Here is a 24,553-nt window from a genome sequence, read left to right as displayed (position 1 = left end):
TCTCGGGCGATCCGGCTTTTCCGTCCAGAGGCCTGCTCGGTTGGCTGGTTGACCCGGATGGCCGGGGCCTCGATCCCGAGCCCGCTTCCCGTCACGACGAGAGGCGGCTCGGGATCGGAGCCCCGGCGCCGCACCGGTCGATCGAAGCGTCCAGACACACCGGCACCGGATTCCCTATGCGCTCACTCTTCTGGCGAGTCCTGGCAGCGTTCTGGCTGGCCCTGGTGCTGGTCGCCGGGCTGTCCATGCTGCTCGGCCGGGCATTGAACAACGATGCCCTGATCATCGCCCGCCACCCCGGCATGCAGGACCTCGCCGCCCGCTGGACGGAGCGCTACGAGGCCCAGGGCGCACTGGCCGCGCAATTCCTGCTGGACGAAAACCGCCGGCAGTACCGCGTTTCCGTCCAGGTGCTGGACGACGCCGGCCGCCACCTGTCCAGCCGCGACCCCATTGTCCGCCACAACCGGCCGCCGCCACCGCCCGAGTCCGACAATCGCCCCCATCTGCCGCGCTTTCCCTGGCGCCAGTTGAGCCAGGAGTACACCAGCCCGAAAACCGGGCAGAGCTACTTTTTCATTTACCGGATTCCCCATGAGGAACTGCAGGAGTGGCGCCACGATAGCCTGCTCTGGCCGCTCAGCGCCCTGTTCATCGCGCTGGTGGTGCTGACCCTGTTCAGCCTGCTGCTGACCGCCTCCATCACCCGCCCGCTGAACCGACTGCGCCGCGCCGTGCACGATCTCGGCCAGACCAGCTATCAGCAGAACAGCCTGGCGCGACTGGCCGACCGGCGCGACGAACTGGGCGTGCTGGCGCTCGACTTCAACCGCATGGGTGCGCGCCTGCAGGGCCTGATCGGCAGCCAGCGCCAGTTGCTGCGCGACGTCTCCCACGAACTACGCTCGCCGCTGGCGCGGCTGCGCATCGCTCTGGCCCTGGCCGAGCGCGCCGATGCGCAGGAGCGTGCCCACCTGTGGCCACGCCTGACCCAGGAATGCGACCGCCTGGAGGCGCTGATCGGCGAGATCCTCGCCCTCGCGCGCCTCGACGCGGATCTCGGCGCGGCCCGCCCGATCGATCTGACCGAACTGGTCGCACGCCTGCGCAACGACTACGCCCTCAGTACTCCGGACCGGGAAATCCGCAGCGAACTGGCGCCGGGACTCGAACTGTCGGGCTGGCCGGACATGCTCGAGCGGGCGCTGGACAACCTGCTGCGCAATGCCCTGCGTTTCAGCCCGGCGGGCCAGCCGGTGGAAATCCACGCCAAACGCCAGGGCGAACACCTGCTGCTCAGCGTGCGCGATCACGGCCCGGGCGTGGCGGAGGAACACCTGGCCCGCCTGGGCGAGCCCTTCTACCGCGCGCCCGGGCAGAGCGCGGCCGGCCACGGATTGGGGCTGGCCATCGCCCGCCGCGCCGCGGAACGCCACAACGGCCGGCTGATCCTCGCCAATCACCCGGACGGTGGCTTCGTCGCCACCCTCGATCTGCCGCTGACCACGCCCCGCTGATCCCTCTTGCCTTCAGCCCGGCCAGGCGTCGACGAACTCGGCCACATCCAACCGGTGCGGCACCCGTGGCTCGCCTTCTGGCGTTCCCAGGTAGAGAAAACCGACGATCCGCTCGTTGCCGGCCAGGCCCAGGCCGGCCGCCACCAGCGGATCGTAGGCCGCATCGCCGGTCCGCCACATGGCGCCGAGCCCCTGGGCATGGGCGGCCAGCAGCAGGGCATGGGCGGCGCAGCCGGCACTCAACACCTGCTCGATCTCAGGCACCCTGGGATGCGCCTTCGGGCTGGCGATCACCACCACCAGCAACGGCGCCCGCAGCGGCGCGTTGCGAGCCTTCTGCAGGACCGTCTCGTGGGCATCCGGCTGGCTGGCGGCAATGGCGCGGGCGAACAACTCGCCGAGACGTACCCGGGCCTCGCCCTCCACGCTCAGAAAGCGCCAGGGCCGCAATTGGGCATGATCCGGCACGCGCAAGGCGGCAGCGAACAGGCGCTCGCGCTGCTCGGCGCTCGGCGCCGGATCACGCAGGCGAGCGACGGAAACGCGGTTGAGCAGGGCATCGAGAGCCTCCATGGGCACCTCCTTGGACTGTGCGGGGAAAAGTCTACGCCGGGCTCCGCCCCTCAGGCCACCCGCTGCGGGGCCAGATCCGGCTGCAACGGCGGCGTCAACGGTGGCAGGCCATGGGCGGCGCGGGCCCTGTCGCAGCAGGGATTGGCCTGGCCGTTGCTCCAGGAGGCCTCGAACTCCCGGCAGGTACTGGAGCGCTGCCCATAGAGGGTACAGCGTACCGAGCCGCCGACCTCGCCGAGCAGTCCGGTGCAACGCACCGGCCTGCTCTCGGTGCCACGCATCGCCACCAGATGCGGGCCCACCGGCAGCACCAGATCGTCGGGAACGGGTCCGCCGGCGGAATGGCACTCGCCCCAATAGAAGGACACGCGAAAGTGCGCGCAGCAGGCGCCGCACGTCAAACAAGGATTCTGATCGGACATGATTGGGAAACGACAAGAAACCGGCACGGGCCGGCGCCCAGGCTGCGTGAAGGAACGGCAAGAAAGCCGCAGGACGCCCTCCGCCCGCCTGCCCCGGAAAAGCGTCGCTATTCTATTCGCCGGCATGCGCTTGTGAAGAGGGCCCGCAGCCGGACGAGCGGTTTACAGGGCGACCGACGCGGGTAGAATGGCCCGCCTTGAACACTCAGCCCAGGCTCTTTCCATGGCTCTGCCGACCCTGCGCATCATCGGCTTCATTCTCGGCCTCTTCCTGATCACGCTCGCCACCGGCATGGTTCTGCCGATGCTGACCCTGGTGATCTACGAACACACCCACGAGATCGAATCCTTCGTCTGGGCGAGCATGATCACCCTCGGCGCCGGGGTCGCCCTGATCCTCCCCGGCCGCCCGGAGCAGGTGCATCTGCGTCCGCGCGACATGTACCTGCTGACCACCGCCAGTTGGCTGGTGGTCTGCGTCTTCGCCGCCCTTCCGCTGAACCTGCTGCAGAACATCAGTTACACCGACGCCTTCTTCGAAACCATGTCCGGCATCACCACCACCGGCTCGACCGTGCTGTCCGGGCTGGACAGCGCCTCGCCCGGCGTGCTGATGTGGCGCTCCATGCTGCACTGGCTGGGCGGCATCGGCTTCATCGCCATGGCGGTGGCGATCCTGCCACTGCTGCGCGTCGGCGGCATGCGCCTGTTCCAGACCGAATCCTCGGACTGGTCGGAAAAGGTGATGCCGCGCTCGCACATGGTGGCCAAGTACATCGTCGGCATCTACGTCGGCTTCACCCTGATCGGCATCCTGGCCTTCCATCTGGCCGGGATGAACTGGTTCGACGCCATCAATCATGCAATGTCGACCATTTCCACTGGCGGCTTTTCCACCTCGGACGCCTCGATGGGCAAGTTCAGCCCGGCCGCACACTGGATAGCCATCGTCTTCATGCTGCTCGGCAGCCTGCCCTTCACCCTCTACGTATCCACCCTGCGCGGCAACCACCAGGCCCTGTTCCGCGACCATCAGGTGCGCGGCTTCCTGCTGATGCTGATTCTCACCAGCCTGCTGTTCGGCCTCTGGTACTGGCGGCACTCCGACCACTCGCTCATCGACGCCCTGCGCGTCGTCACCCTGAACGTGGTGTCGGTGGTCAGCACCACCGGCTTCGCCCTCGGCGACTACACCCAGTGGGGCGGGTTCGCGACCATGCTGTTCTTCTACCTGACCTTCGTCGGCGGCTGCTCGGGCTCGACCACCGGCGGCCTGAAGATCTTCCGCTTCCAGGTCGCCTATGTGCTGCTCAAGTCCAACATGCGCCAGTTGATCCACCCCCGGGCGGTACTCAAGCAACAGTACAACGGCCACAACCTCGACGAGGAAATCGTCCGCTCGATCCTCACCTTCTCGTTCTTCTTCACCATCACCATCGGCGCCATCGCCCTGGGCCTCAGCTTCATCGGGCTCGACCTGATCACCGCCCTGACCGGCGCGGCCACCGCGGTGTGCAACGTGGGTCCCGGCCTCGGCCCCACCATCGGCCCGGCCGGCAACTTCGCCAGCCTGCCGGACTCCGCCAAATGGCTGCTGTCGATCGGCATGCTGCTCGGCCGCCTGGAGATCATCACCGTGCTGGTGCTGGTGACGCCGAGCTTCTGGAAGCACTGAGCGGGCAGTACGCCCGCCCCGTCACTGGCGCGCCAGGCGCCGGTTGTCCGCGACCACCGCCCCGGTGCTGCGCCAGGGGTTGATATCCAGCCCGCCACGGCGCACGTAGCGCGCGTAGACGGTCAGCCGCCCCGGCTCCAGCAGGCGCAGCAGATCGAGGAAGATGCGCTCGACGCACTGCTCGTGGAAATCCGCATGCTGGCGGAAGCTCACCACATAGGCCAACAGACTGGCGGGGTCCAGCGCCGGGCCATGGTAATCCACCACCAGGCTGCCCCAGTCCGGCTGACCGGTCACCGGGCAGTTGGACTTGAGCAGATGGCTGTGCAGCACCTGTTCCACCCGGCGCGCAGGGTCGCAGCGCAGCAGCTCGGCCGACGGCTGCCCATAGCGGCCGATGGTCACATCCAGTTCGTCGATGCACTGCCCGGGCAATGCCGCGACGCCCTGCTCCTGCACTTCGCCCAGACTGCGCAGGCGCACCGCCACCGGCGCGCCGGTGGCGGCGGAAAGATCCCTGGCCAGAGTCTGGCGCAGCGCTTCGCGGTCGGCGAAGACGGTCTGATTGAGCGAGTTGAGATAGAGCTTGAAGGACTTCGATTCGACGATGTTCGGCGAATCGGCGGGGATCACGAACTCGCCAACGGCCACCACCGGCTTGCCGGAAGGCAGCAGCCAGGACAGCTCGTAGCAGTTCCACACATCTACCCCGCGGTACGGCAGGTTTTCGGCCGCCAGCCCCAGCTCGGCCCATTTCGGCGCGCGCGGGATGGGGAACAGCAGGGACGGCGTGTAGGTGTCGAGGTATTCGCTGGACTTGCCCAGCGGGGAATCTTCGGCGGCGGGATGCATGATGCGAAAACCGGGTGACCTGATCGAGCGCGGCAGTGTATCGGGTTCGCGACCGGCTTTCATGCCGCAGGACGAACGGGCCCGCAGCCGGTATAAAGGATCTCCTTTCCTGGCGGACATGACGATGAAATTGCTGATCGTCGAAGACGAACCCAAGACCGGCCGCGCCCTGCTGCAGGGACTCGGCGAGGCCGGCTTCGCCGTCGATCTGGCCGTCGACGGCACGAGCGGCGAACGCCTGGCGCTGGCGGGCAAGTACGATCTGCTGATCCTCGACGTGATGCTGCCCGAGCGCGACGGCTGGCAGATCCTGAACGCTGTGCGCCAGGCGGGCCTGGAGACGCCGGTGCTGTTTCTCACCGCCCGCGATGCGGTGGCGGACCGGGTGCGCGGCCTGGAGCTGGGCGCCGACGACTACCTGGTCAAGCCCTTCGCTTTCGCCGAGTTGCTGGCGCGGGTGCGCAGCCTGTTGCGCCGCGGGCAGGTCTCGGCCCCGGAAACCCGCCTGCAGGCCGCCGACCTGGAACTCGATCTGTTGCGCCGGAGGGTCCGCCGCAACGGCCGGCGCATCGAGCTGGCGCCCAGGGAATTCGCCCTGCTCGAGCTGCTGCTACGCCGCCAGGGCGAGGTGCTGCCCAAGTCGCTGATCGCCGCCGAGGTCTGGAACATGCACTTCGACAGCGGGACCAACGTCGTGGAAGTGGCCGTCCGCCGCCTGCGCGCGAAGATCGACGACGGCTTCGTGCCGCCGCTGATCCATACGGTGCGCGGCCTGGGCTATGTCCTCGAGGTGCGCGAGGCGCCATGAGGCCGCTGTCCCTCGGTACGCGCCTGAGCCTGCTGTTCGCCGTCTGCAGCGCGGCCGTCTCGCTGCTCGCCGGGCTCTTCTTCAACCAGGCCAGCGAGGCGCACTTCGTCGAACTCGACCGGCAACGACTGGCGGGCGAACTGGCGGTGCTGCGCGGCCTGCTTGACGGCGTCGCCGACCAGGCGGACCTGCCGGGCCGCCTGCCCGCCGTGCGGGAAGAGCTGGCCCGGCATCCGGAGCTGAGCCTGCATATCATCGGCGGCGACGGTCGCCTCTGGTTCGACAGCCTCCCCGATAGCGATCCCGCCGCCCAGCGCACCCTGGAGGCACGGAACGCCGATGGCACGCGGCTGGTCGTGCGCCTGAACATCGCTCACCACCGGCATTTTCTCGAAGACATGCAGCGCATGATCTGGCTCGGCGTCGGTCTGTCCGCCCTGGCCACCGCCCTGCTCGGCGCCTGGGCGGTGCGCCGCAGCCTGCGCCCGTTGCGGCGGATGGGCGAGGTGGCGGGCGGGATTTCCGCCAGCTCGCTGACCACCCGCCTGGAACAGGACCGCCAGCCCGCCGAGCTGGCCGAACTGGCGCAGGCCTTCAACGCCATGCTGGCGCGGCTGGAGGATGCCTTCGCCAGGCTCTCGGCCTTCTCCGCGGACATCGCCCACGAGTTGCGCACGCCACTGTCCAACCTGCTGACCCAGACCCAGGTGACCCTCTCCCGGCCACGCGCCCTGGAGGAGTACCGCGAGGCCCTGCATTCCAACCTGGAGGAACTGCAGCGGCTGGCGCAGATGGTCGCCGACATGTTGCTGCTGGCCAAGGCGGACCACGGCCTGCTGTTGCCGAACCGCGAGCCGCTGGCGCTCGGCGCGGAGATCGACACGCTGCTCGACTACTTCGCACCGCTGGCCGAGGATGCCGGGATACGCCTGGAACGCCGTGGCGATGCCCGGCTGATGGCCGACCGCGGCATGCTGCTCCGGGCGCTGTCCAACCTGCTGGACAACGCTCTGCGCTTCACTCCGGCCGGCGGCGAGATCCGCCTGGAGCTGAGCGGCACCCCGGGCCGCCTGCGCCTCGAGGTCGGCAACAGCGGCCCGGCCATACCGCCCGAGCAGTTGCCGAAACTGTTCGACCGCTTCTACCGGGTCGATCCGGCACGGCGCGAAGGCGACGGCGAGCACGCCGGCCTGGGCCTCGCCCTGGCCCGCTCCATCGTCCGCGCCCATGGCGGGGAGATCCGCTGCGAGTCCAGCGAGGGCTGGACGCGCTTCATCCTCGAATTCGCCTGAAGCCGACCATGCGCCGGCTGTGCCCGGCCTACTGGCGCAAGCCGCGTCCGCTCGCCAGCAAACGCAGGCAATAGGCGTACAGCAGCGCGCTGGCCAGCAGCATGAAGCCGATGGCGACGCCGATATGGATGTCGGAGACGCCGAGAATGCCGTAGCGGAAGGCGTTGACCATGTGCAGGATGGGGTTGCCCAGCGACACCGCCTGCCAGAACGGCGGCAACAGGTCGATCGAGTAGAACACTCCGCCGAGGTAGGTCAGGGGCGTCAGGACGAAGGTCGGGATGATCGAGATGTCGTCGAAGTTGCGCGCGAACACCGCGTTGACGAAGCCACCGAGGGAAAAGATGCTCGCGGTGAGCAGCACCACCAGCACTATCAGCCCCAGGTGATGCACCTGCAGATCGGCGAAGAACAGCGACAGCAGGGTGACGATCAGTCCCACCGCCAGGCCGCGCAGCACGCCGCCGATGACATAGCCGAGCAGGATGATGTGCGGCGAGACCGGCGCCACCATCAGTTCCTCAATCGAACGGTGGAACTTGCTGCCGAAGAAGCTCGACACTACGTTGCCATAGGAGTTGGTGATCACCGCCATCATGATCAAGCCGGGCACTATGTAGTCCATGTAGGCGAAGCCGCCCATCTCGCCGATGCGTCCGCCGATCAGGTTTCCGAAGATCACGAAGTACAGCACCATGGTGATCGCCGGCGGCAACAGGGTCTGCGGCCAGATGCGCAGGAAGCGGTTCACTTCGCGGACGACGATGGTCTTCAGGGCGACCAGGTTGGCGCGCAGCTCCAGACTCATGGCGCCACTCCGTCGAGACTCTTCTCCACCAGGGACACGAACAGCTCCTCCAGGCGATTGGTTTTGTTGCGCAGGCTGAGCACCTCGATGCCCTGCCGGTCCAGTTGGGCGAACAGCGCGGTCATGCCGTGGCTCTTCTCCACCTGCACCTCCAGGGTATGGTCGTCCACCAGCCGCGCCGGATAGCCCGATAATTGCGGCTCGACCAGTTGCGGCTCCTTGAGGTCGAGCAGGAAGGTCTCCAGGTGCAACTTCTTCAGCAGCTCGCGCATGCTGGTGTGCTCGACGATCCGCCCGTGGTCGATGATGCCGATATGGCGGCAGAGCTGCTCGGCCTCCTCCAGGTAGTGGGTGGTGAGGATGATGGTGATGCCCTGGCGGTTGAGTTCGCCGAGAAAGCTCCACATCGAGCGGCGCAGTTCGATGTCCACCCCGGCGGTCGGCTCGTCGAGGATCAGCAGGCGCGGCTGGTGGACCAGCGCCCGGGCGATCATCAGGCGCCGCTTCATGCCGCCGGAGAGCATGCGCGACGGCAGGTCACGCTTGTCCCACAGCCCCAATTGGGTCAGGTATTGCTCGGCGCGGACCCTGGCGATGCGCGCCGGGATGCCATAGTAGCCGGCCTGGGTGACGACGATGTCGAAAGTCTTCTCGAACTGGTTGAAGTTGAACTCCTGCGGCACCACGCCGAGGCAGCGCTTGAGACCGCTCGGGTCGCGATCGAGATCGTGACCGAACACCTGCACGCTGCCACCGGTCTTGTTCACCAGCGTCGAGAGAATGCCGATGGTGGTGGACTTGCCGGCTCCGTTGGGGCCGAGCAGAGCGAAGAAATCGCCCTCGGCCACGTCCAGGTCGATGCCCCGCAGGGCCTGGAAACCATTGGCGTAGGTCTTGGTCAGCTGCCGGATGGACAGGGCGGAACTCATGGGAATATGCGCACGTAACTGATCGGGAAAGCGGCATATTGGGGCGAGGCGCCACGATTGCAACCGCGGCCTCGAGAGCCCATCGCCCCGACCGCCTCCAGCCGCACTCGACTATCCTCAGGAGAATCGCGCCTTCCGGCAGGCCCATGCGCCGGTCTGCCCCTACCCGGGAGGATGCCCATGCTGCTCGCCTGGCTTCTGCTTCTGGCCATCGGCCTGCTCGTGCTGGCCCATCTGCGCACGCCGGCCCTGCCCGCCCTGGCACTGCTCGCCCTGTACCTGATCGCCATGGGACTCTCCGGCGATGCCCCCGGCTGGCTGCTGGCGCTGCTCTGGCTGCCCTGGCTGGCGCTCGTCCTGCCGCTGCTCGCGCCGCACCTGCGGCGGCGCTACTTCAGCGGCCCGCTGCTGAGCTGGCTGGGCAAGGCCCTGCCGCCCCTCTCCGACACCGAGCGCGAAGCCATCGAGGCCGGCAGCGTGTGGTGGGACGGCGAGCTGTTCGGCGGGCGACCGGACTGGAACAGGCTGCTGGGTTACCCGAAGCCCAGTCTCACTGCGGAAGAACAGGCCTTTCTCGACGGCCCCGTCGAGGAACTGTGCGCCATGGTCAGCGACTGGGAGATCGGCCAGCGCCTCGACTTGCCGCCCGAGGCCTGGGCCTTCATCAAGGCGCAGGGCTTCTTCGCCCTGATCATCCCGAAGGAGTACGGCGGCAAGGGCTTTTCCGCCCATGCCCATTCGCAGATCGTGATGAAGCTGGCCAGCCGCAGCGGCGATCTGGCCTCGACGGTGATGGTGCCCAACTCCCTGGGCCCGGCGGAACTGCTGCTGCGCTACGGCACCGATGCGCAGCGCCGCCACTACCTGCCGCGCCTGGCCGACGGCCGGGAAATCCCCTGCTTCGCCCTGACCGGCCCGCATGCCGGCTCCGATGCTGGCGCCATGCCCGACAGCGGCATCGTCTGCCATGGCCTGTGGCAGGGAGAAGAAGTACTCGGCCTGCGCCTGAATTGGGAGAAGCGCTATATCACCCTCGGCCCGGTGGCCACCCTGCTCGGCCTGGCCTTCAAGACCTACGACCCCGACCATCTGCTCGGCGACCGCGAAGAGCTGGGCATCAGCCTGGCGCTGATCCCCACCGACACGCCGGGCATCGAGATCGGTCGCCGCCACCTGCCGCTCGGCGCCGCCTTCATGAACGGGCCGAACGCCGGCCGGGACGTATTCGTGCCGCTGGATTTTCTCATCGGCGGCCAAGCGACGATCGGCAGAGGCTGGTCGATGCTGATGGAATGCCTGGCGGTGGGGCGCTCGATCTCCCTGCCGGCGGTCGGTACCAGCGTAGCCAAGAGCTGCAGCTACACCTGCGGGCGCTATACACGCATCCGCGAGCAGTTCGGCGTGCCGCTGGCCAGCTTCGAGGGCATCCAGGAAGCCCTGGCGCGCATCGGCGGCAACGCCTGGCTGATGGACAGCGCGCGCCTGCTCACCGCCGGGGCGGTGGATCTCGGCGAGAAACCCGCGGTACTCTCGGCCATCCTCAAGTTCCAGGCGACCGAGCGTGCCCGCGAATGCATCGCCCATGCCATGGACATCCACGGCGGCAAGGGCGTCATCCTCGGCCCGGGCAATTACCTGGCGCGCCTCTGGCAGATCGCACCGATCTTCATCACCGTGGAAGGCGCCAACATCCTCACCCGCAACCTGATGATCTTCGGCCAGGGCGCCGTGCGCAGCCATCCCTATCTGCTGCGGGAGATGAACCTCGCCCGCCGGGCGGATCAGGCCGGCGCGCTGGACGAATTCGATGCGGTGCTGCGCGGACACCTGGGCCACATCGTCGGCAATGCCGCCAGCAGCCTGCTGCTCGGTCTCGGTGGCGGCCGGCTGGATCGGGTACCGGGCGATGCCCCGAGCCGCCGCCACTTCCGCGCCCTCAATCGCCTGGCGGCGGCCTTCGCCCTGCTCGCCGACCTCAGCCTGCTACGGCTCGGCGCCGAACTGAAACGCCGCGAGCGTCTCTCGGCACGCCTGGCCGACGCCCTGAGCCACCTCTATCTCGGCTCGGCCGCGCTCAAGCGCTATCACGATCAGGGACAACCCCACGAGCAGCGCGCCCTGCTCGACTGGGCCATGGAAGAATCACTGGCCCGGACCGAAGAAGCCCTGGCCGGCATTCTCGCCAACTTCCCCGGTCGTGCCCTTGGCGTGCTGCTGCGCTTCCTGGTTTTTCCCCTCGGTCGTCGCCACTGGGGGCCGTCCGACCGACTGGATGCCCGGATCGCCGCCATCCTCGGCCGTGCCGAGGACGATCCGGCCCTGGCGGCGCTGCTCGACGGCTGTCATCGTCCGCAGTCCCCCGAGCAGCCGCTCGGCGCCCTGCGCCAGGCCTTCGAGCGGCTCACCGCCACCCGGGACAGCGCCGGAAAGTTGCGCGCGGCGCTTCGCGACGGCCGGCTGCGTCCGCCTCCCGGGGTCGATCCGATCGATGCGGCGCAGGCCGGCGGTGTGCTGGACGACGCCGAAGCCGCTGCCCTGCGGGCGGCGGAAGAGGCGCGGATGCGGGTCATACGGGTCGACGATTTCGCCCGCGAAGAGGTCCAATTGAGCGAAGGCAGGGTTCGCTGAGAACGAACCCGCGTGCCCGCGCACATCGGCCCCGCGGTGCGAAGGGAAGCGGCGCAGCGGACTGTTATACTTCGCACCCATTTCATCGCAGGTATCCCATGCCCACGTCCTACCTCGACCACAACCTCGCGCTGCTCGCCCAACTGCGTGCCCTGCTCATCGCACTGGGCGAAGCCGAACAAGTCTCCGACGAGAGCCATGCGCTGTTCATGGAACGCTTCGACGAGTTGCTGATGTCCCTGCCGAAGATCCCAGAGGATCGCCATCTGGGTCAGGACATGATCTGCCAGGTATTCCACCGCTATCCGCAGATCGCCCACCTGGTGCCGCGCGACCTGCTGTGGTTCTTCGGCGGGGACTGCCTGCATTTCATGCCGGACGAGGAAATCGCCCTGTACCAGGAACTCGACGAACGCCGCTTCGAGGCCGAAGAACAGGACAAGCCTTTCGACTGGAACCGGGAAAAACAGATGCTCGCCCTGCCGGAAGACAGCAGCAGGCACTGAACGCGAAAAGCCCGCCGAATGGCGGGCTCGCGAGGTCTGGTCGGGACCGGAAACGAAAACGCCGCCCGAGCGGCGGCGTTTTCGCGAATTTGGAGCGGGAAACGAGACTCGAACTCGCGACCCCGACCTTGGCAAGGTCGTGCTCTACCAACTGAGCTATTCCCGCGCGGGCAGTCCTTTCGGACTTTCGGATCGAACGGCCCTTTCCGGCCAGATCCTCAAGGCTCCTCGCTCGAACCTTGTGGTGAAAGTGACGACTCGTATCATCGACGCCTTCGAGAACTTGGAGCGGGAAACGAGACTCGAACTCGCGACCCCGACCTTGGCAAGGTCGTGCTCTACCAACTGAGCTATTCCCGCTTTGGCGTCCCCTAGGGGACTCGAACCCCTGTTACCGCCGTGAAAGGGCGGTGTCCTAGGCCACTAGACGAAGGGGACGCGGCCTGGAGCTTGTAACGGATCTTCCGGCTTCCAGCACCTGGCTTTCGCGTCGGCGCTGGAAGTGGGGCGCATTCTAGGGAGCCTTTCGAAAGCCGTCAACACCCGAACAAAGATTTTCCAAATCAAGGACTTCCCGGCACTGGACGGTCATCCGAGCAGTTGCAGGCCGACCCAGTGGCGGGCGAACTGGTAGGCGCAGCGACCATTACGGTTGCCGCGCCCTTGGGCCCAGCGAATCGCCGCCTTTTCCAGGGACTCGTCCCAGTCCCAGGCCAGTCCGCACTGTCCGGCCTGCACCGAGATCCAGTGGCGCACCACGGACAGGTAGTGATCCTGGGTGAAGGGATAGAAGGACAGCCACAGACCGAAGCGGTCGGACAGGGCGATCTTGTCTTCCACGGCCTCGTTCGGGTGCACCTCGCCGTCCACCAGTTGCCAGTTGTCGTTGTCGCTCTGCCGCTCCGGCACCAGATGGCGGCGGTTGGAGGTGGCGTAGAGCAGCACGTTGTCCGGCGCACGCTCCAGGGAACCGTCCAGCACGCTCTTGAGCACCCGGTAGTCGCCGTCGCCGGCCTCGAAGGACAGGTCGTCGCAGAACAGCACGAAGCGCTGCGGCAGACCGACCAGCCGCTCGACCACCCGTGGCAGGTCGGCCAGGTGGTCGCGTTCGATCTCGATCAGGCGCAGGCCGGCTCCGGCATGCTCGGCCAGCAGGGCGCGGACCAGGGAGGATTTACCGGTACCACGGGCACCCCACAGCAGGGCGTGGTTGGCGGGCAGGCCGGCGACGAACTGATGGGTGTTGCGCGACAGTTGATCGCGCTGGCTGTCCACACCGATCAGGTCGGCCAGATGCAGGTCCAGGTTCACCTGCAACGGCAGCAGCGCTCCGTCGCGTCCGCTGCGCTGCCAGCGCGCCGCCAGGGTGCGGCTCCAGTCGAGCGGGGGTTGCACGGCCGGCAACAGGGGTTCGAGACGGTCCAGCAGGACCTGCGCCTGGTCAAGAAATTCGTTCAATCTGGCGTTCACAATCCGTCCTTTATAGATAATCAGAATGCATGAAGGGTTCTGCCAGCCCGAGACATGCTTGAGTTATCCTACGCGGCTAGCATCTGGACTCCTGCCACTGCATGAACATAGCGCCAACCAACCGCCTCTCCTACAAGCAGGCCTCGCTGGCGGTACTGGCGGCGTTCGTGCTCGGTACCTTGCTCAGCCTGGCGAAGATCAGCCTGGATTATGCCAGCCAGAGCGCATCCATCGAACGCGAAATCAACAGTCTGCAGCAGATTAGCCTCAACCCGGCGGCGCGCATCGCCTACAACATCGATGCCGAACTGGCCCAGGAACTGCTGCTCGGCCTGCTGCGCTCGCCGGCGGTGATCGGTGCCGAGATCGTCGGCAGCGACCAGCGCCCCCTGGCGGCGGTCAGTCGCCCGGCGATGAACAGCGAATACCGGGTGTTCAGCGACATGCTGTTCAAGCCCAGGCGCTACTTCGAGGCACCGCTGAGCATTGCCCACGCCCCCGACGAAGCCCTCGGCTTCCTGCGCCTGGAAATCGACACCTATGCCTTCGGCAGCGCCTTTCTCGAACGCTCCGGACTCACCCTGCTGACCGGCTTCGCCAGCAGCCTGCTGCTCGCCCTGCTCCTGCTGGTGGTGTTCAACCGGATGCTGACCCGGCCGCTGATCGGCATCATCCAGCGCCTGAGCGAACACAACCCCAACGAGAGCCGGCCGCTGCCCTGCCCGCCGCGCCATGAAAGCGACGAGATCGGTATCCTGGTCCAGGCCATCAACCAGTTGCTGCGCAAGACCGGCCAGGAGATCGAGCAGCGGCGCGAGGCCGAGAACCGCCTGACGGAATATCTCGGCGAGCTGGAGAACATGGTCTCCGCGCGTACCGCCGAGCTGGAGGCGGCCAACGCCCGCCTGACGCAGAGCAACCGCGATCTGGAGGCTGCCCGCAGCACCGCCCTGGAGATGGCCCAGGCGCGCTCGGCCTTTCTCGCCAACATGAGCCACGAGATCCGCACGCCGCTGAACGGCCTGCTCGGCATGCTGTCCCTGTCTCTCGACGGCCCGCTCAGCAACGAGCAGCGCCAGCAGTTGTCGGTCGCGCACGCCTCGGGCAAGGTGCTGGTCCGCCTGCTCAACGATGTACTCGACCTGTCCAAGTTCGAGTCCGGCCAGATGGAGTTGGAGCGGATTCCCTTCGACCTCGGCGCACTGATCGAGGATGCTACCGCCCTGCTCTCGCAGAGCGCGGCGCCCGGCGTCGAGCTGACCTGCCTGATCGACCCCGGGCTGCCGACCCAGGTGATCGGCGACCCGACGCGGGTCAGGCAGATCGCCAGCAACCTGATCTCCAACGCGCTCAAGTTCACCCGCTTCGGACGGGTCGACGTCTGCCTGCAGGCTAGCAGCGAGAACGTACGGCTGGTCATCCGCGACACCGGCATCGGCATCTCCCGGGAAGCCCAGACACGCATCTTCCAGCCGTTCGCCCAGGCCACCGCCAACATCACCCGCCAGTACGGCGGAACCGGTCTCGGCCTGGCCCTGACCCGCAAGCTCTGCGAGGCCATGCAGGGCCAGCTCACCTTCTTCTCCAAGGAGGGCCTGGGCAGCACCTTCACCGTCGAGCTGCCGTTGCCCTGTCACACGCCGGCTACGCCTCGTGTCCCGCTGCACGGCCGCGTCATCGGCATGACCCCCGGCAGCAGCGGCCTGGCGCAACTGCTGGAGATGCACCTGCCGGGCTGGGGGCTGGAGTATCGGCGCCTGGACATCGGCAGCGGCCTGGCGGGAGTCGGCACCGACCTGCTGATCACCGACTGTCCGCAATGCCTGCTGGGCATGCGTCCGGCGGTCAGTGCGCCCTTCCTGGTGGTGGCCGCCTACGGCAGCTTCCTGCCACGGGAGGAGACACACGCCCTGGCGCCCCTCCAGCAACTGGCCCGACCGCTCTCCCGCGCGGCCCTGTACCAGGCGGTGGTACGCGCCCTGCAGGCCGTCGAGGAGCCTCAGCCCGCCGCCCTCGAGGCGGTGCAGGCGACGCCGCGACAGCGCCAGGTCCTGCTGGTCGAGGACAACCCGGTCAACCAGATGGTCGCCAAGGGGATGCTCGCCAAGCTGGGCTACGAGGTCGCCATCGCCCCCCACGGTGCCGAAGCGCTGTCCTATCTGGAACACGGCCCGGTCGATCTGATCCTTATGGACTGCAACATGCCGGTGATGGACGGCTACGAAACCAGCCGGCGGATTCGCCAGGACGGTCGCTGGTCGGAGCTGCCGATCATCGCGCTGACCGCCAATGTCCTGCCAGAGGAACGCGAACGCTGCCGCACCGCCGGCATGAACGACTACCTGGCCAAGCCCTTGCGACGCGAGGACCTGGCCAACATGCTGCATACCTGGCTACCGGGCGGGGCGAATGCCACATGAGCGGAGCCGACGATGGGCCCGACGACCCTGCGGCAAACGAGGAAACAGCACTACACGAGGCCTGCCTGATACTGGCCGTCGGCCAGGCCCTATTCAAGCAGGGCTTCGATTTCGCCGCACAGCTCGCGTGGGCCGGTCGCGGGAGCGAAACGCCTGACCACCCGGCCCTCCCGGCCGATCAGGAACTTGGTGAAGTTCCACTTCACCCTCTGGCTACCCAGCAGGCCTGGCGCGCGCTTCTTCAATTCCACGAACAGGGGGTGTGCCCGGGGCCCATTGACCTCGACCTTCTGAAACAGCGGAAAATCGACGCCATAGCGAAGCTGGCAGAACTCGGCGATTTCGAGTTCATTGCCTGGCTCCTGATGACCGAACTGATCGCAGGGGAAGCCGAGCACCACCAATCCCCTTTCCCGATAACGCTGCCAGAGCATCTGCAGGCCTTCGTACTGGGGCGTGAAACCGCAACGGCTGGCCGTGTTCACGACCAGCCAGGCGCGCCCGGGAAAATCGGCCAGCGTCCGCGGCTGGTCATCGAGGGGAATGCCGAACAACGGGTCGCGCATACGGAACGTCTCCCAAAAGCCCCGGGACTGTTCCGGACACAGCCCGGAACAGATCGGGAATGAAGTCTGCCGACTCAGCCCTCGTCGCGCGGCTTCAGGCGCAGCGAGGCGGAGTTGATGCAATAACGCAGCCCGGTCGGCGGCGGGCCGTCGGGAAACACATGGCCCAGATGGGCATCGCAGCGGGCGCAGAGCACCTCGATGCGGTGCATGCCGTGGCTGTAGTCGTCGCGGCTGGTCAGGGCGCTGGCGGCCACCGGCTGGAAGTAGCTGGGCCAGCCGCAGCCGGCGTCGTACTTGGCGTCGGAATCGAACAGCGGCGCATCGCAGCAGGCACAGTGGTAGACCCCGGGCACGCTGGTGGCGTAGTACTCGCCGCTGAAGGCCCGCTCGGTGCCGCCCAGGCGGCAGATGCGGAAACGTTCATCGGACAGGAGCTCCCGCCAGACATCAAGGGATTTTTCGAGCTTGTCCATGCGTGTTCCTCGTTCGACTGGAAAAAAGCCCGACCGATACCTTTCCACCGAATCGGGCCGCGACGTATGATTCACAGCCAGTTTGTCATCCGCGTCATCCATAGCCAAGGCCGCAAGGCCCGAATCGGCCCGGCGGCGAGGGATGGCTGCGTTCGCCGCCCCCGGTTCCCGGCCCCGGCCGGCACCACCGTCCTCCTTCCCTGCCCCGATTCCAGTTCCTGCGCGCTTCTTCTTCGGGATCACACACATGCAGGTCAGTAAATCGAACAAGCTCGCCAACGTCTGCTACGACATTCGCGGGCCGGTGCTCAAGCACGCCAAGCGTCTGGAGGAGGAAGGCCACCGCATCCTCAAGCTGAACATCGGCAACCCGGCGCCGTTCGGTTTCGAGGCCCCCGAGGAAATCCTCCAGGACGTGATCCGCAACCTGCCCACCGCCCAGGGCTACAGCGACTCCAAGGGGCTGTTCAGCGCCCGCAAGGCGGTGATGCAGTACTACCAGCAGAAGAAGGTGGAAGGCATCGGCATCGAGGACATCTACCTGGGCAACGGTGTGTCCGAGCTGATCGTCATGGTCCTGCAGGCCCTGCTCAACAACGGCGACGAAGTGCTGATCCCGGCGCCCGACTACCCGCTGTGGACAGCGGCCACCAGCCTGGCCGGCGGCAAGGCGGTGCATTACCTGTGCGACGAGCAGTCGAACTGGTATCCCGACATCGCCGACATCGAGGCCAAGATCACCCGCAACACCAAGGCGCTGCTGCTGATCAACCCGAACAACCCCACCGGCGCGGTCTACCCGCGGGAAGTGCTCGAGCGGATCGTCGAGGTCGCCCGGCAGCACAACCTTGTGATCTTCTCCGACGAGATCTACGACAAGATCCTCTACGACGACGCCCAGCACATTTCCACCGCCTCCCTGGCGCCGGACGTGCTCTGCCTGACCTTCAACGGCCTGTCCAAGGCCTACCGGGTGGCAGGCTTCCGCTCCGGCTGGGTAGCCATCTCCGGTCCCAGGCACAAGGCGCAGAGCTACATCGAGGGCCTCGACATCCTCGCCAACATGCGCCTGTGCGCCAACGTACCGGCCCAGCACGCGATCCAGACCGCCCTCGGCGGTTACCAGAGCATCAACGACCTGATCCTGCCCGGCGGCCGCCTTCTGGAGCAGCGCAACCGTACCTGGGAGTTGCTCAACGACATTCCCGGAGTCAGTTGCGTCAAGCCGATGGGCGCGCTCTACGCCTTTCCGAAGATCGACCCCAAGGTCTGCCCGATCCACAACGACGAGAAATTCGTCCTCGACCTGCTGCTGCAGGAAAAGCTGCTGATCGTCCAGGGCACCGCCTTCAACTGGCCGTGGCCGGACCACTTCCGCGTGGTCACCCTGCCGCGGGTCGACGACCTCGAACAGGCCATCGGCCGCATCGGCAACTTCCTCAAAACCTACCGTCAATAAAGGACACGATGGAGCCGGAGATCGACGATTTCCACAAGGATGCCGCAGCCGGCCGGCATGCGGCGGTTCCGCTCCAGCCCGGCCCGGCGGGCCCCGCTGGAAGGCGACGGCGAACACCCGGCAGGCTCCGGCCGTCTGATCATCGAGCAGCCGCCGACCCGCCCAGGGGACACAGTTTGAAATAGTCGCCGGGTTGAAGCCCTTGGGGACGCGACCTTATATAGCCCGGCATGAAACCCATGCCTCTGTGAGGAGAACCTGATTCCATGATGCGCATCCTGCTGTTCCTGGCTACCAACCTGGCGGTGCTGCTCATAGCCAGCATCACCCTGAAACTGCTCGGGGTCGACCGGTTCACCGGCCAGAACTACGGCAACCTGCTGATCTACTGCGCAGTGTTCGGCTTCGCCGGCTCCCTGGTATCGCTGTTCATCTCCAAATGGATGGCGAAGATGAGCACCGGCACGGAAATCATCAGCCAGCCGCGCACCCGCCATGAGCAGTGGCTGCTGCAGACCGTCGAGCAACTGTCCCGCGAAGCCGGGATCAAGATGCCGGAAGTCGGCATCTTCCCCGCCTACGAGGCCAACGCCTTCGCCACCGGCTGGAATCGCAACGACGCGCTGGTGGCGGTCAGCCAGGGCCTGCTGGAGCGCTTCTCGCCGGACGAGGTACGTGCCGTGCTGGCCCATGAGATCGGCCACGTGGCCAACGGCGACATGGTGACCCTGGCGCTGATCCAGGGCGTGGTGAACACCTTCGTGATGTTCTTCGCGCGGATCTTCGGCACCTTCGTCGACAAGGTGGTGCTGAAGAACGAGGAAGGCGAAGGCATCGGCTACTTCATCGCGACCATCGCCGCCGAACTGGTGCTCGGCATCCTCGCCAGCACCATCGTCATGTGGTTCTCCCGTCGCCGCGAATTCCGCGCCGACGAGGCCGGCGCCCAACTGGCCGGCACCCGCTCGATGGTCGGCGCCCTGCAGCGCCTGCAGGCCGAGCAGGAGATCCCGGTGCACATGCCGGACACCATGACCGCCTTCGGCATCAACGGCGCGAAGAAGGCCAGCCTCGCCGCGCTGTTCATGAGCCACCCGCCGCTAGAGGAGCGCATCCGGGCGCTGCTCCAGCGCGGCTGATGCATGCCGCCGGAGACGGCGGCCTGCTAAGATGGCGACAGGAAAAGGGGCGACCGCGGGTCGCCCCTTTCGTTTGTGCCGGAAACGGGAGATCCCATGCGCCGACTGATTCTCGCCTACTGTACCCTGCTCTCCCTCGGCGGCTGCCAGAGCGCCTACTACTCGATGATGGAAAAGGCCGGCGTCCACAAGCGCGACATCCTCGCCGACCGGGTCGAGGCCGCGCGCGACAGCCAGCAGGCGGCCAAGGAACGTTTCAAGGATGCACTCGAACGCTATCGCAGCGTGGTGCAGGTCCAGGGCGGCGATCTGGAAGAGCGCCATGCCGCCCTCGATCGCGAATACCGGGCCGGCGAGGCCAGCGCCAAAGCCGTGCGCCAGCGCATCGACGCCGTCGAGGACGTGGCCGCGGCGCTGTTCGTGGAATGGGAAGGCGAGCTCGACCAGTACCACAACGCTACCCTGCGCCGGGCCAGCGCCAAGGAGCTGGAACGTACCCGCAAGCAGTACAAGACCCTGCTGACCCGCATGCAGGCGGCCGAGAAACGTATCGAGCCGGTGCTCAGCGTGCTGCGCGACCAGGCGCTGTTCCTCAAGCACAACCTCAATGCCCGCGCCATCGGCGCCCTGCAGGGCGAATACCGCAGTCTGGAAAGCAACGTCGATCAACTGCTGCGCGACATGCAGCGCTCCATCGACGAAGCCGACAGTTTCGTGCGCCGCCTGCAGGCACCGCTCGGCTGAACGGCATGCAGCCGAATCGCCGCCGCTGCCCTAACGACGCTCCAGGCGGTAGACACGCTCCTCGAGCCGATCCAGCCCGCGCTGAAGGAACTTCCAGTTCTCCCTGAGCACGTCTGGTGCCTCCAGCAACCGGACTTGCCAGTCCGTCCCCAGAAGACGCCGCACCTCATGGTCATCGACGGCGAAAGGCGGGCCGCCCATCCGCGTCTGGTCGTAGTCGAGGCAGACCAGCAGCCCCCGGCAGCCCGACGGCAGGATCGCTGACAGATGGGCGGCATAGCGCTCGCGCATTTCCGTCGGCAGGGCGATCAGCGCCGCGCGGTCGTAGAGGCCCCGGCAGTCGGCGACATCCGCAGCGCTCAGGGCGAAGAAGTCGCCACAGCGGATCTCCAGCGAACCGACCCGGTAGACCCTGAAGACCCCCTGCGAGTCGACCTGCGGGATCAGTCGCTGCTCGTCGAAAAAATCGCGCACCGCCTTTTCCGCCAACTCGACGCCCAGCACCGCGAAGCCCTGCCCGGCCAGCCAGGCCAGATCCAGACTCTTGCCGCACAGCGGCACCAGCACCCGGCTTCCCGGAGCCAGCCCCAGGGTCGGCCAGTGGCGGCTCAGATAGGGATTGACCTGCGCCTGGTGGAAGCCGATCTCGTCGCGCGCCCAGCGCGCCTGCCAGAAATCCTCGTGCACGTGTTGCTCCTTCGAGTCGATGATGCGCAGACGACTTTACACACGAAATGCATGAGTGGGATGCACCAACGAAAAAGCCCTGCCTGCCGGCAGGGCTTTTTCTTCGCTTCGCCGAAAAATCAGTCTTCGCGATAGCGGCGCAGCTTCAGTTGCTTGCCGGCGACGCGGGTGTCGCGCAGCTTGCCGAGCAGACGCTCGAGGCCGTCCTCCGGCAACTCGATCAGGCTGAAGCTGTCGCGAACCTGGATGCGACCGATGGCGTCGCGGGCCAGACCGCCTTCGTTGAGGATGGCGCCCAGCAGGTTCTTCGCGGCGATCCCGTCGCGCGCGCCCAAGGCGGCGCGGCAGCGGACCCGGCCCTCCGGCAGGGGCATGGGTGCACGCCGCTCGCGGTGCACGCCGCGCTCCATGGAGCGATCGCTGCGCTCGCGACGTTCGCGCGGCGCCGAAACGCTCGGCACCGGAGGCTGTTCGCGCTCGACCTCGGACAGGGTCAGCGCCTGGCCGTTGGTGGCCTTGCGCAGCAGGGCCGCGGCCAGGGCGCGCGGACTGCAGCCGAGGCCGGCGGTCAGGCGGTCGAGCAGTTCGCCGTGGCTGGACTCGGACTCGGCCAGCAGCGGCTGCAGAGCGGCGGTCAGCTTGCGGATGCGCGCATCCAGCACCTGCTGGGCACCAGGCAGGTGCACCTCGGCGACCTTCTGCCCGGTGACCCGCTCGATCACCTGCAACATGCGCCGCTCGCGCGGGGTCACCAGCAGCAGGGCACGACCGTCGCGGCCGGCCCGGCCGGTACGACCGATGCGGTGCACGTAGGATTCCGGATCGTAGGGCATGTCGACGTTGAACACGTGGGTGATGCGCGGCACGTCGATACCACGGGCGGCCACGTCGGTGGCGACGACGATGTCCAGGCGGCCATCCTTGAGCGACTCGATGACCCGCTCGCGCTGGTTCTGGGCGATGTCGCCGTTCAGTGCGGCGGCCTTGTAGCCCTTGGCTTCAAGGGCACCAGCGAGGTCGAGGGTGGCCTGCTTGGTGCGCACGAAGGCGATCAGCGCGTCGAATTCCTCGACTTCCAGCAGGCGCAGCACGGCGGCGGTCTTCTGGTCGGCGTGGACCATCAGGTGGGCCTGGTCGATACGCGCCACGGTCTGGGTCTTGGCGGCGATCTTGACGTGCTGCGGCTCGTGCAGGTGCTTCTCGGCGATCTCGCGGATCGAGTGCGGCAGGGTCGCGGAGAACAGCACCGTCTGGCGGCTTTCCGGCAGGGCCGCGAAGATCACTTCGAGATCCTCCATGAAGCCGAGCTTGAGCATCTCGTCGGCCTCGTCGAGGACCAGGTGCTTCACGGTGGACAGCAGTTGCTCGTCGCGGCGCAGGTGGTCGCACAGACGACCGGGAGTGGCCACCAGAATCTGCGCGCCCTGGCGCAGCGCCTTCAACTGCGGGCCCATCGGCGCGCCGCCGTAGACCGCCACCACGCCGACACCGGGCAGTTGGCTGGCATAGGTCTCGAAGGCGGTGGCCACCTGCAGGGCCAGCTCGCGGGTCGGCGCGAGGATCAGCAGCTGCGGCTCGCGGCGCGCCGGGTCGATGCGCGAGAGCATCGGCAGGGCGAAGGCGGCGGTCTTGCCGGTGCCGGTCTGAGCCTGGCCGATCATGTCGTGGCCGGCAAGGATCACCGGGATCGCCTGGGCCTGGATGGGGGACGGTTCTTCGTAGCCCACCGCGGTGATGGCGGCGAGTACAGCGGGATGAATACCGAGTGCGGCGAAGCCGCCGGTCTCCTGGGTCATGGGATCTGCCTCATGTGCATCCGCAAACCCAAGACCCAAGGCTGCGCGCATGCCATGCAAAGACCCGAAGGTCACCCTGGCAGCCCGGTTGGCAGGAATTTGCGAGAACGCGTGATGGATGGGATGAATCGTCAAGGATAGTTCGCAGGACTGGCCTGCAGCCGAAGACAAGGCTTCGGAAAGGGTGCTACCTGAACGCAGCCGCTTGGGCTGGTGCCTACTATACAGGAAAAAGCTGGCAGATGTGCGCTCTTTGCACGACGGCTCGCACCGCCATTGGTCAGTCTGGAACGGAGTCGACCGGAAACGACGGCCCCGTGCCGATCGCGGCCGCCGACGTTGCGCGACCGAAGTCCTCCGCCACACTGAGGTTCAGGAGGGCATGCCTTTCGACAACCCCGCCGATGGGCCGGAACACGGCGCACGATGCTCCGGCGCACGGATCGATACTGACAGAGAGGTCGCCATGCACACGGCAGAACCATCCGCCCCGGGCTACCAGACGGGCTTCGGCAACACCTTCAGCAGCGAGGCCCTGCCGGGCGCCCTGCCCATCGGACAGAACTCGCCGCAACGTCTCCCCTACGGCCTGTATGCCGAGCAACTCTCCGGCACCGCCTTCACCGTGCCGCGCAGCGAAGCGCGGCACGCCTGGCTGTACCGCATTCGCCCCTCGGCCAACCACCCGGATTTCAAACGCCTGGGCTCACAGATCAGCGGCATCGAGCAGGGGCCGATCACCCCCAATCGGCTGCGCTGGGCGCCCTTCGAAGTACCGGCGGAGCACACCGACTTTCTCGACGGCCTGATCCGCCTGGCGGCGACCGCAGCGGCGGAACAGGCCGACGGCGTGAGCCTCTACGTCTATCGCGCCAACGCCTCGATGGAATCGGTATTCTTCGACGCCGATGGCGAACTGCTGCTCGTGCCCGAATCTGGGCGCCTGGGCATCGACACGGAACTGGGACGGCTGGAGATCGGCCCGCTGCAGATCGCCGTGGTGCCGCGCGGGGTGCGCTTTCGCGTCGAACTGCTGGACGCCACGGCGCGCGGCTACCTGTGCGAGAACCACGGCAGCCCGCTGCGCCTGCCCGAACTGGGCCCGATCGGCAGCAACGGCCTGGCCAACCCCCGCGACTTCCTCGTCCCGGTCGCTCGCTACGAGGACCGCGACGGGCCGGTGCAACTGGTGCAGAAGTTCCTCGGCGAGCTATGGGCCTGCGAGTTGAACCACTCGCCGCTGGATGTGGTCGCCTGGCACGGCAACCACGTGCCCTACAGCTACGACCTGCGCCGCTTCAACACCTTCGGCACGGTCAGTTTCGACCATCCCGACCCGTCGATCTTCACCGTGCTGACCTCACCCGGCAGTGTGCCCGGCCAAGCCAACGTCGACTTCGTGATCTTCCCGCCGCGCTGGATGGTGGCCGAGCACACATTTCGCCCGCCCTGGTTCCACCGCAATCTGATGAACGAGTTCATGGGCCTGATCCAGGGCGTCTACGACGCCAAGGCCGGCGGCTTCCTGCCCGGCGGCGCCTCGCTGCACAATCGCATGAGCGCCCACGGCCCCGACGCGGCGACCACCCGCCAGGCCATCGCCGCCGACCTGCAGCCACAGAAGTTCGAGAACACCATGGCCTTCATGTTCGAGACCGGCCAGGTCCTGCGCCCGAGCCGCCTCGCCATCGACTGCCCGCAACGACAGACCGACTACGATGGCTGCTGGTCGGGGCTGGCCGGGACCTTCGATCCGAACCGGAAATAGGCTCCGTTCGACGCGTCT

The 24,553-nt window shown here is 67.0% G+C and carries 21 protein-coding genes and 3 tRNA genes; 11 read left to right on the top strand and 13 right to left on the bottom strand.

Going from position 1 to position 24,553, the window contains the following annotated elements; translation table 11 throughout:
• Positions 1 to 176 precede the first annotated feature (176 nt).
• Positions 177 to 1,517: a sensor histidine kinase gene (locus AVCA_RS07095; RefSeq protein ID WP_012700190.1), complete on the top strand. Its 1,341-nt coding sequence runs from the start codon at positions 177 to 179 to the stop codon at positions 1,515 to 1,517.
• Between the two features lie 12 nt (positions 1,518 to 1,529).
• Here AVCA_RS07095 and AVCA_RS07090 read toward each other — a convergent pair whose 3' ends face one another.
• Positions 1,530 to 2,090: an NAD(P)H nitroreductase gene (locus AVCA_RS07090; protein ID WP_012700189.1), complete on the bottom strand. Its 561-nt coding sequence runs from the start codon at positions 2,088 to 2,090 to the stop codon at positions 1,530 to 1,532.
• 50 nt (positions 2,091 to 2,140) lie between these two features.
• Complete coding sequence (locus tag AVCA_RS07085; RefSeq protein WP_041807067.1) at positions 2,141 to 2,512, bottom strand: YkgJ family cysteine cluster protein; 372 nt, start codon at positions 2,510 to 2,512, stop codon at positions 2,141 to 2,143.
• Between the two features lie 223 nt (positions 2,513 to 2,735).
• Between AVCA_RS07085 and AVCA_RS07080 the strand changes: the two genes are divergently transcribed.
• A complete protein-coding gene (locus AVCA_RS07080) occupies positions 2,736 to 4,187 on the top strand; it encodes a TrkH family potassium uptake protein (protein ID WP_012700186.1) in 1,452 nt (483 codons plus the stop codon).
• 21 nt (positions 4,188 to 4,208) lie between these two features.
• Here AVCA_RS07080 and queF read toward each other — a convergent pair whose 3' ends face one another.
• On the bottom strand, positions 4,209 to 5,039 hold the full coding sequence (queF, locus tag AVCA_RS07075) for an NADPH-dependent 7-cyano-7-deazaguanine reductase QueF (protein WP_012700185.1): 831 nt from the start codon (positions 5,037 to 5,039) through the stop codon (positions 4,209 to 4,211).
• Positions 5,040 to 5,163: 124 nt separating this feature from the next.
• On the opposite strand from queF, the gene AVCA_RS07070 reads away from it, so the two are divergent.
• Both AVCA_RS07070 and AVCA_RS07065 read left to right on the top strand, forming a co-directional pair.
• On the top strand, positions 5,164 to 5,847 hold the full coding sequence (locus tag AVCA_RS07070) for a heavy metal response regulator transcription factor (protein ID WP_012700184.1): 684 nt from the start codon (positions 5,164 to 5,166) through the stop codon (positions 5,845 to 5,847).
• Complete coding sequence (locus AVCA_RS07065) at positions 5,844 to 7,139, top strand: heavy metal sensor histidine kinase (protein ID WP_012700183.1); 1,296 nt, start codon at positions 5,844 to 5,846, stop codon at positions 7,137 to 7,139. Before AVCA_RS07070 ends, AVCA_RS07065 begins: the two co-directional genes overlap by 4 nt.
• A 28-nt stretch (positions 7,140 to 7,167) precedes the next feature.
• Here AVCA_RS07065 and AVCA_RS07060 read toward each other — a convergent pair whose 3' ends face one another.
• Together AVCA_RS07060 and AVCA_RS07055 are read right to left on the bottom strand one after the other, a co-directional pair.
• The gene (locus AVCA_RS07060; protein ID WP_012700182.1) at positions 7,168 to 7,947 is read right to left on the bottom strand and encodes an ABC transporter permease; all 780 of its coding nucleotides are present in this window, start codon (positions 7,945 to 7,947) and stop codon (positions 7,168 to 7,170) included.
• Entirely contained in the window at positions 7,944 to 8,876 is a 933-nt protein-coding gene (locus tag AVCA_RS07055; RefSeq protein ID WP_012700181.1) for an ABC transporter ATP-binding protein, read from the bottom strand. Before AVCA_RS07055 ends, AVCA_RS07060 begins: the two co-directional genes overlap by 4 nt.
• Positions 8,877 to 9,056: 180 nt before the next feature.
• Between AVCA_RS07055 and AVCA_RS07050 the strand changes: the two genes are divergently transcribed.
• Positions 9,057 to 11,504 (top strand): acyl-CoA dehydrogenase, encoded by a 2,448-nt coding sequence (locus tag AVCA_RS07050; protein WP_012700180.1) that lies wholly within the window; start codon positions 9,057 to 9,059, stop codon positions 11,502 to 11,504.
• A 98-nt stretch (positions 11,505 to 11,602) separates the two neighbouring features.
• Positions 11,603 to 12,010, top strand: coding sequence for a PA2817 family protein (locus AVCA_RS07045; protein WP_012700179.1), 408 nt, complete (start codon positions 11,603 to 11,605; stop codon positions 12,008 to 12,010).
• Positions 12,011 to 12,100: 90 nt separating this feature from the next.
• Here the strand turns inward: AVCA_RS07045 and AVCA_RS07040 are convergent.
• From AVCA_RS07040 to AVCA_RS07025, 4 genes are all read right to left on the bottom strand, one after another.
• Positions 12,101 to 12,176: transfer RNA gene (locus AVCA_RS07040), tRNA-Gly, on the bottom strand.
• A gap of 118 nt (positions 12,177 to 12,294) precedes the next feature.
• Positions 12,295 to 12,370 (bottom strand) — tRNA-Gly (locus tag AVCA_RS07035).
• A 2-nt stretch (positions 12,371 to 12,372) separates the two neighbouring features.
• Positions 12,373 to 12,448 (bottom strand) — tRNA-Glu (locus AVCA_RS07030).
• A 150-nt stretch (positions 12,449 to 12,598) separates the two neighbouring features.
• A complete protein-coding gene (locus tag AVCA_RS07025; protein WP_012700178.1) occupies positions 12,599 to 13,480 on the bottom strand; it encodes an ATP-binding protein in 882 nt (293 codons plus the stop codon).
• A 101-nt stretch (positions 13,481 to 13,581) separates the two neighbouring features.
• On the opposite strand from AVCA_RS07025, the gene AVCA_RS07020 reads away from it, so the two are divergent.
• Positions 13,582 to 15,900 carry a hybrid sensor histidine kinase/response regulator gene (locus tag AVCA_RS07020; RefSeq protein WP_012700177.1) on the top strand — a complete coding sequence of 773 codons (2,319 nt, stop codon included), beginning with the start codon at positions 13,582 to 13,584 and terminating at the stop codon, positions 15,898 to 15,900.
• Positions 15,901 to 15,989: 89 nt separating this feature from the next.
• Here AVCA_RS07020 and AVCA_RS07015 read toward each other — a convergent pair whose 3' ends face one another.
• Both AVCA_RS07015 and msrB read right to left on the bottom strand, forming a co-directional pair.
• Entirely contained in the window at positions 15,990 to 16,466 is a 477-nt protein-coding gene (locus AVCA_RS07015) for a glutathione peroxidase (protein ID WP_012700176.1), read from the bottom strand.
• Between the two features lie 74 nt (positions 16,467 to 16,540).
• Positions 16,541 to 16,942, bottom strand: a complete 402-nt coding sequence (gene msrB, locus AVCA_RS07010; RefSeq protein WP_012700175.1) for a peptide-methionine (R)-S-oxide reductase MsrB — start codon at positions 16,940 to 16,942, stop codon at positions 16,541 to 16,543.
• A gap of 247 nt (positions 16,943 to 17,189) precedes the next feature.
• Here msrB and AVCA_RS07005 point away from each other — a divergent pair, with 247 nt between their 5' ends.
• From AVCA_RS07005 to AVCA_RS06995, 3 genes are all read left to right on the top strand, one after another.
• The gene (locus AVCA_RS07005) at positions 17,190 to 18,401 is read left to right on the top strand and encodes a pyridoxal phosphate-dependent aminotransferase (protein WP_012700173.1); all 1,212 of its coding nucleotides are present in this window, start codon (positions 17,190 to 17,192) and stop codon (positions 18,399 to 18,401) included.
• Between the two features lie 266 nt (positions 18,402 to 18,667).
• Entirely contained in the window at positions 18,668 to 19,540 is an 873-nt protein-coding gene (htpX, locus tag AVCA_RS07000; protein WP_041807065.1) for a protease HtpX, read from the top strand.
• A gap of 96 nt (positions 19,541 to 19,636) precedes the next feature.
• Complete coding sequence (locus tag AVCA_RS06995) at positions 19,637 to 20,284, top strand: DUF2959 domain-containing protein (protein WP_012700170.1); 648 nt, start codon at positions 19,637 to 19,639, stop codon at positions 20,282 to 20,284.
• A gap of 30 nt (positions 20,285 to 20,314) precedes the next feature.
• On the opposite strand, the gene AVCA_RS06990 is transcribed toward AVCA_RS06995, so the two are convergent.
• On the bottom strand, positions 20,315 to 20,971 hold the full coding sequence (locus tag AVCA_RS06990) for a thiopurine S-methyltransferase (RefSeq protein WP_012700169.1): 657 nt from the start codon (positions 20,969 to 20,971) through the stop codon (positions 20,315 to 20,317).
• 119 nt (positions 20,972 to 21,090) lie between these two features.
• Positions 21,091 to 22,767, bottom strand: coding sequence for a DEAD/DEAH box helicase (locus tag AVCA_RS06985; protein ID WP_012700168.1), 1,677 nt, complete (start codon positions 22,765 to 22,767; stop codon positions 21,091 to 21,093).
• 466 nt (positions 22,768 to 23,233) lie between these two features.
• On the opposite strand from AVCA_RS06985, the gene hmgA reads away from it, so the two are divergent.
• Positions 23,234 to 24,535 (top strand): homogentisate 1,2-dioxygenase, encoded by a 1,302-nt coding sequence (gene hmgA / locus AVCA_RS06980; protein ID WP_175555975.1) that lies wholly within the window; start codon positions 23,234 to 23,236, stop codon positions 24,533 to 24,535.
• The last annotated feature ends 18 nt before the right edge of the window (positions 24,536 to 24,553 follow it).

This window comes from Azotobacter vinelandii CA (assembly GCF_000380335.1).
Lineage (GTDB): Bacteria > Pseudomonadota > Gammaproteobacteria > Pseudomonadales > Pseudomonadaceae > Azotobacter > Azotobacter vinelandii.
The sequence above is the reverse complement of the archived record's forward strand: the minus strand, read 5'-3'. Positions and strand labels throughout refer to the sequence as shown.